Below are 6,847 nucleotides of genomic sequence, written 5' to 3'. Positions count from 1 at the left end.
ATTAAGTATAAATAGAAATTATAGAAATTAGGTGATTTTTTATGGCAGATAAAAAAGAGTTTCTAGGCAAAGGGCTTCGTGCTCTTGCTACCTTTTGGACAGGCGGGCTATACCCGTTTTTAAAGCCGAGCAAGGTTGCAAAAGATTTCCATTATGGAAAGATGAAAAAGAACTTGTCTAAGAAATTAGACGAGGATTTGCTTAAGATATCTGAAGATTTTAAAAAGAGAAATCTAACTGAAGAACTAAACGAGAGCGACCAAAAACTGCTTGCAAGGGCGCATGATACCAAGAAAAGGCTTTTGGAGGCGGCTGGAAACCCTGAAACTAAGATGTGGCAACGAAATAAGATCTTAGTAGAATTTCATAAAGATAACAAAGGGACCATCGGGGAGCGGAAGATTTTTAACGCTATGCTTGCTGCGAACAAAAAATTTGGCATTAGAAATATGAACATAAAACGCGGGATGACTATGTTCGGCGGTATGGGAGGTTCGCTTTTAGCAGGGCTTTTGCTAGGCGGCCCGCTTGGAATGTTTGTCGGCGGGCTTGTTATGATAGCAGGGCTGGCTTGCACTTATAAAGTCTATCGCGGCGGCATTGAAAAATTGCCTCTAATTGGAAAGCACATACCGAAGATTAAGAGAGCTTTTAGTAATTTAAATAAAAAACGCAAAGGCGAAAAGATTGAATTAACTATAGATGAAGTTGAAAAAAAAGGTATAAAAAGCTAGAAAGAACAAGTTGAAAAAGATTTGAAAGAAGCGACCGAGAAAGTTTCGAAGCGCGGGAAGACGAAAATAGATGTGAAAGCAACGCTTGATGAATTGAGAGCGCAACGAAATGTTGGGAAAGATCAGCCTCCTGCTCCTACGCAAGCTCCCCCTGTCACAACGCAGGCGGCTCCAACTCAGCCAGGAATTAAAATATAATAAAATAAAAAGAACCCGATCAGGTTCTTTTTTTATGCTTTCGTTTTGTAATCAGTTTTTAGTTCGAACGGGTTGCCGAGGGCGAACCAACGCCTTTTGATATCTTCTTCATCTGGTTCGATATCATGAAGAGGTTCGAATAACAGGCGTTTTAGGTACACCGCGATGAGCAAAATAATTATTATAATCAGCGACCAAAGACCGATGCCGATATTTACGGAAAAGACATCGGTGACGTTATAGCCGATATAATCTAGCGCGGCGAGGTATAGCTTTTTAGGTTCAGAAAATAGGAACCAGACGATAGATAAGACAGCGGCGAATATGCTAAAACCCCAGAGGAGCAGCGTGAATCTTTTTTGTTTGGAATATAAAACGACACCCAGAATAACCAGCGCGGCAAGGCAGATGATGATGGAAATTTGGCTGGGGATGATGGCGGATGTATCTAACACTGCATATTCTCGGCTAGTTATTAAATCCATTCCCGTTGGGCTGATCAACTCATTGCTGCCGCATGAAACGGCTAGAAATGGCATAAAGAAAGTTAAGATAGCTAGCAAAAATAGGATTTTTGATAGCCCGCGGCTTGTGAAATAGCTGTCTTTTTTCATAAAAGTATTTTACCACTATTTATTAAAAAAATCAAGGGAAATGTTTTGTTTGACAAAATTCGACAGGAAATGTATAATGAAATATATGAGCGCGAGAAACGGAATTGTTTTAATAAATAAGCCAAGAGATTGGACTTCTTTTGATGTCATCGCAAAATTGCGTGGAATTTTGGGAACAAAAAAAATAGGACACACAGGAACGCTAGACCCGATTGCAACAGGCGTTTTAATAGTCTGCGTTGGTAAGGCTGCAAAGCTTTCCGATTATTTTATGCATAAGAAGAAAACGTATATTGCTGAGATGGAGTTCGGCAAGACGTCTAACACGCAGGATATAACGGGCGAGATAACCGATATATGCGAACCGAAGATAGCAAAAAAACAGTTGGATGAGATCGTAAAAAAATTTGTTGGTGATATAAAACAGACTCCGCCGATGTTTTCTGCGATCAAGGTTGGCGGCCGAAAGTTATACGATTTAGCGCGCGAGGGGATAGAGATTGAGCGTGATCCACGCCGAGTTAGCGTATATGATATAAAAATTTTGGAGCATACGGATAGCGCGGCGAAGATAGAAGTGGAATGCTCGGCGGGGACATATATAAGAACGCTTGTGCATGACATTGGATCGGCTTTAGGTTGCGGCGCGGTGATGACGTCGCTCGTTCGCACTAAAAACGGCAAGTTCGAACTTAAAGATTGCGTTTCGATTGAAAAGGCAGAGATTAAACCGATTATATTAGAAGAAATTTGCGAGATACCTTTCCCGACATCTTTGTGCATTGGCAAGTTCGACGGGGTGCATAACGGGCATAAGGCAGTTATCGAGGAAGTTATTAAAAGCGAATTCTTGCCGGCAGCTTTGATAATTGATAATAAAGAAGAAAAAATATTAGATGAGCAAAAGAGGCAGGAAAAGCTTCATAAGCTTGGAATAGATGCAATGATTTATCAGAATATCGATGGCATAAAAGACATTGAATATCAAGAGTTTTTCGAGGAATTTATATACAAAAAACTCCACGCGAGGGAAATAACCGTCGGGTTCGACTTCTTTTTTGGTAAAAATCGCGAGGGAGATATTGAAAAACTGCAGGAATTATGTAAAAAATTTTGTGTAAAATTAAATGTTATTAGCCCCGTTTTTAGCGACGGAAAGCCAATTTCTTCTTCGGATTTACGAAAAATGTCGAAGGATGATGAAACTTTTGTGGAAAATATTGTAAAAAACTATTGACAAAATTTTCCATTTAGTGTAAAATTTCATCATACTAAGTCTTGGGGGAGAAAAAGGAGCTAGATAAAAATGTTAAACGAGCAAAAAATCAAACTGGTTGTGGCTGATTCCTCTCAAGAATTTACATACCTAATTTCGGAGTTCTTCAAAAATGATTCGAGCATATCGGTTGTTGGGACGGCGAACTCAGGCGATAGGGCTGTGGAGCTGCTAAATAAATACAATCCGGATATCGCTTTGATCGACGTTATATTGCCGGTTTTAGACGGAATATCAGTTTTAGAAAAAATTAAAAGCTTAGGGATTAAGACTAAAGCGATCGCGACGTACAGCTTGCCGAATCAGGCTATCGTGCAGCAATGCCTAGATTTGGGTGCGTCTTTATTCTTAATTAAACCATTCTCGTTGGGCGATTTGGCAAAGAGAATTAAAATGCTTGCGGGCAGCAACCTAACAGTTTTATCTAACAAACCGAGCATAGAACTGAAAGACACTGAGTTCGAAGTGACGGAAATGTTGCATGAAATCGGCATTCCGGCGCACATTAAAGGGTATCAGTATTTGCGTTCGGCGATTTTATACTCAGTTGAAACCCCGGCTATTTTGGAATCTATTACAAAGGGGCTATACCCGATGGTGGCAAAATTGTATGATACGAGCCCTTCGAGAGTTGAGCGAGCGATCAGGCATTCGATCGAAGTTGCGTGGGATCGCGGAAACATTGATATATTGACAAAATATTTTGGATACACGATTAACAACAACAAAGGAAAGCCGACCAATAGCGAATTTATCGCGATGTTGGCGGACAAAATGCGCCTTGCGCTCAAAGCTAGCAAGGTTGTTAGCGTAGGTTAGTTTTCTATTCATTTAAAAAGCTCTGATAAATAATCAGAGCTTTTTGTTTTATTTTTAATATAACGGGTGTTTATCGCATAATGCTTTAACTCGGGCTGGCGCGGTATCTTTTGCCGATTCGAAATCCTTTATGACATCTGTTATGATATCTGCGATTTCTACAAATTCCTCTTTGCCGAAGCCGCGGGTTGTTGCGGCAGGCGTTCCTAAACGCAGTCCGCTTGTGACAAATGGACCATTTGGATCGTTTGGTATGGTGTTCTTATTTGCTGTTATGCCGATTTCGTCAAGGTTGTGTTCGACGTCTTTGCCAGTCAAACCAAATGGAGTTAAATCGACTAACATCAGATGGTTGTCTGTGCCGTTTGAGACCAATTTGATTCCGTTTTCGATAAATCTATCTGCGAATGCCTTTGCGTTTTCGACTACGCGTTTTTGATATTCCTTAAATTCAGGGGTTAACCCTTCGCCGAAGCAGACTGCTTTGCCGGCGATGACGTGCATTAATGGACCGCCTTGCGTTCCTGGGAAGACGCCTTTATCAATCGCTTTAGCAAATTCTGGTTTTGCAAATATTGCGCCACCTCGCGGTCCTCTTAGGGTTTTGTGTGTTGTTGTCGTTACAAAATCTGCATAGCCGAATGGGCTTTCGTGCAGACCTGCTGCGATTAAACCTGCGATGTGCGCCATGTCGACCATTAACGTTGCGCCAACTTCTTTTGCGGTTTCGGCAAATTTTTTAAAATCTAATGCGCGGGGATAAGCCGAAGCTCCGGCGATTATCATTTTTGGTTTATGCGTTTTTGCAAGAGCGAGGACCTCGTCATAATCTATATATCCGTTTTCATCGACGCCGTATGGCACGACATTGAACCATTTTCCAGAGTAGTTCACAGGTGAACCATGGGTTAGATGTCCGCCGTTTGCTAGGTTCATGCCGAGAACTGTATCGCCCGGCTCTAGCGCAGCAAAGTATACAGCGAGATTAGCGTTTGCGCCGGAGTGTGGTTGAACGTTTACGTGATAATCTGTGTTATATAATTTTTGTGCGCGCTCGATAGCTAGGTTTTCTGCAACATCAACGCATTCGCAACCGCCATAATATCTATGTGCTGGATAGCCCTCTGCGTATTTATTAGTCAGCGTTGAGCCGACAGCTGCCATAACAGCTTCGGACACAAAATTTTCGCTCGCGATTAGTTCGATTTTGTTGCGCTGGCGGTCTGTCTCCGCGTTTATCGCATCGAAAACTTGCTTATCTTGGTTTTTAAGTTCGTCTAAAAGATACATTTTTTCCTCCGTGATTTTAGATATTATATATTTGCAAAAACTTTTTGTCAAATTTTTTGTTTTTATGGCATTTTTACCTCTATAAAGCGTATAAAAAGTATTGACAATATCTTGAAAAGTGTGATATACTAGAGCGAGCGAAAAACAAAGATTTTAGGAGAGTGTAGTTTTGGGAAAACAAATTACGATAACAAAGCAAGGTAGAGAAGAGCTTCAACAAGAGCTAGATAATTTAGTTAGCGTTAAAATGCATGAAATTGCTGAGCAAATCAAAGAAGCGCGTTCGTTCGGCGACCTTTCCGAGAATGCTGAATATGACGAGGCGAAAAACGAGCAAGCTGCAACGCAAGCGCGCATCATAGAAATCGAGAAGATTCTTAAAAATGCGGTTGTTATTAGCGATGGAACATCGAACGTTGTTTCGATTGGTTCGAAGGTTACATTCTACGACAAAAATGCTGACAAAGAAATCGTGTATCAAATCGTGGGAACGCATGAGGCTAACCCTTTTGCTGGTAAGATTTCTGAGGAATCACCGATCGGCAAAGCTTTGATTGGGGCGAAAAAAGGCGCGAAGATTGTTGTTGAATTGCCTACTGGCAGCAACACACTAACTGTTATTAAAATTCAAAAATAAAAGGGCTACTAATGAGCGAAGAATTAAACGCGATACTGCAGGCGAGGCGTGATAAATTAGCTGAATTAACTTCAAACGGCAAAAATCCATATGCTGTCACTTCTTTTGATAAGCAAAATGAGATTAATGACATCGTCGAAAATTTTGATACTTATGAGGGCAAGCCGGTTGTTATAGCTGGCAGGCTCATGAGCAAACGTGGAATGGGCAAGGCTAGTTTTGCTGACGTGCAAGACGAAAACGGGAAAATACAGCTTTATGTTAGCCGTGATAATCTTGGCGAAGAGGCGTATGACGAATTCAAAAAGTTAGACATTGGCGATATTATCGGCGTTAGCGGAGAGGTATTTCTAACTCATAAAGAAGAAAAATCAGTTCGCGCAACTAAGGTTACATTGTTATCTAAATCTTTGCGTCCTCTGCCTGAAAAATTTCATGGTTTGAAAGACACGGATTTGAGATATAGAGAGAGATATGTGGATCTAATCGTTAATCCTGAGGTTAAAGAAACATTCGTTAAAAGGTTCAAAGTTATAAAAACAATCCGCGATTTTCTTGACAACAAGGGATACATTGAATTTGAAACGCCCGTGTTATCCACTATTTCTGGTGGCGCAACGGCGAGACCTTTTACAACACATCACAAGACATTGAACCTTGATATGTACTTAAGAATTGCAACAGAGCTTCACCTAAAACGCTTGGTAGTTGGCGGGTTTGAAAAGGTTTATGAGATTGGCAGGCTGTTCCGCAACGAGGGAATGAGCACGCGACACAACCCAGAATTTACGACGATCGAGATATACACGGCATATGAAGATTATGCATCTGGCATGGATTTGACGGAAAATATTATACGAGAATGCGCAAAAGCTGCCTGCGGGACTACGAAGATAAAATACGAAGAAACTGATTTGAACTTTGATAAATTCGAGAAAATCTCGATGATAGACATCGTTAAACGCAAGACGGGAATTGATTTTGACGGGTTAGACGATATAAAAGCCGTTGCTGCTGCGAAAAAACTTGGCATTGAGATAAAAGGCGTGGCAACGTGGGGCGAAGTGCTTAATATTGTTTTCGAAGAAAAGTGTGAGAAAGCTTTAGTTCAACCGACTTTTGTTTATGACTATCCAGTTGAAGTATCTCCGCTTGCGAAGAAAAAAGCTGATGATGCAAGGTTGACTGAGCGTTTTGAGCTATTCGTTTATGGCCGTGAGCTTGCGAATGCGTACTCTGAATTAAACGATCCGATCGATCAAAACGAAAGGTTTAAAGA

8 protein-coding genes are annotated in these 6,847 nt (G+C 41.0%); 6 read left to right on the top strand and 2 right to left on the bottom strand.

From position 1 onward, the window contains the following. Positions 1-41 precede the first annotated feature (41 nt). Positions 42-734: a hypothetical protein gene (locus tag ACYVTD_RS08720; RefSeq protein WP_461247389.1), complete on the top strand. Its 693-nt coding sequence runs from the start codon at positions 42-44 to the stop codon at positions 732-734. Between the two features lie 21 nt (positions 735-755). Next, positions 756-932: a hypothetical protein gene (locus tag ACYVTD_RS08715; RefSeq protein ID WP_461247388.1), complete on the top strand. Its 177-nt coding sequence runs from the start codon at positions 756-758 to the stop codon at positions 930-932. Between the two features lie 32 nt (positions 933-964). Here the strand turns inward: ACYVTD_RS08715 and ACYVTD_RS08710 are convergent, their stop codons facing one another. Beyond that, on the bottom strand, positions 965-1,546 hold the full coding sequence (locus tag ACYVTD_RS08710; RefSeq protein ID WP_461247387.1) for a hypothetical protein: 582 nt from the start codon (positions 1,544-1,546) through the stop codon (positions 965-967). A gap of 76 nt (positions 1,547-1,622) precedes the next feature. Here ACYVTD_RS08710 and truB point away from each other — a divergent pair, with 76 nt between their 5' ends. Both truB and spo0A read left to right on the top strand, forming a co-directional pair. Next, entirely contained in the window at positions 1,623-2,783 is a 1,161-nt protein-coding gene (truB, locus tag ACYVTD_RS08705) for a tRNA pseudouridine(55) synthase TruB (protein ID WP_461247386.1), read from the top strand. A 69-nt stretch (positions 2,784-2,852) separates the two neighbouring features. Continuing rightward, the gene (spo0A, locus tag ACYVTD_RS08700; protein ID WP_461247385.1) at positions 2,853-3,641 is read left to right on the top strand and encodes a sporulation transcription factor Spo0A; all 789 of its coding nucleotides are present in this window, start codon (positions 2,853-2,855) and stop codon (positions 3,639-3,641) included. Between the two features lie 54 nt (positions 3,642-3,695). On the opposite strand, the gene ACYVTD_RS08695 is transcribed toward spo0A, so the two are convergent. Continuing rightward, entirely contained in the window at positions 3,696-4,931 is a 1,236-nt protein-coding gene (locus tag ACYVTD_RS08695) for a serine hydroxymethyltransferase (RefSeq protein ID WP_461247384.1), read from the bottom strand. Positions 4,932-5,100: 169 nt separating this feature from the next. Between ACYVTD_RS08695 and greA the strand changes: the two genes are divergently transcribed. Then, positions 5,101-5,568, top strand: coding sequence for a transcription elongation factor GreA (gene greA, locus ACYVTD_RS08690; RefSeq protein ID WP_461247383.1), 468 nt, complete (start codon positions 5,101-5,103; stop codon positions 5,566-5,568). A gap of 11 nt (positions 5,569-5,579) precedes the next feature. After that, on the top strand, positions 5,580-6,847 hold a 1,268-nt coding region (lysS, locus tag ACYVTD_RS08685; RefSeq protein ID WP_461247382.1), incomplete at its 3' end, for a lysine--tRNA ligase.

The organism is Treponema sp. R6D11, from assembly GCF_054786075.1.
This window is presented reverse-complemented; position numbering and strand designations above follow the sequence as displayed.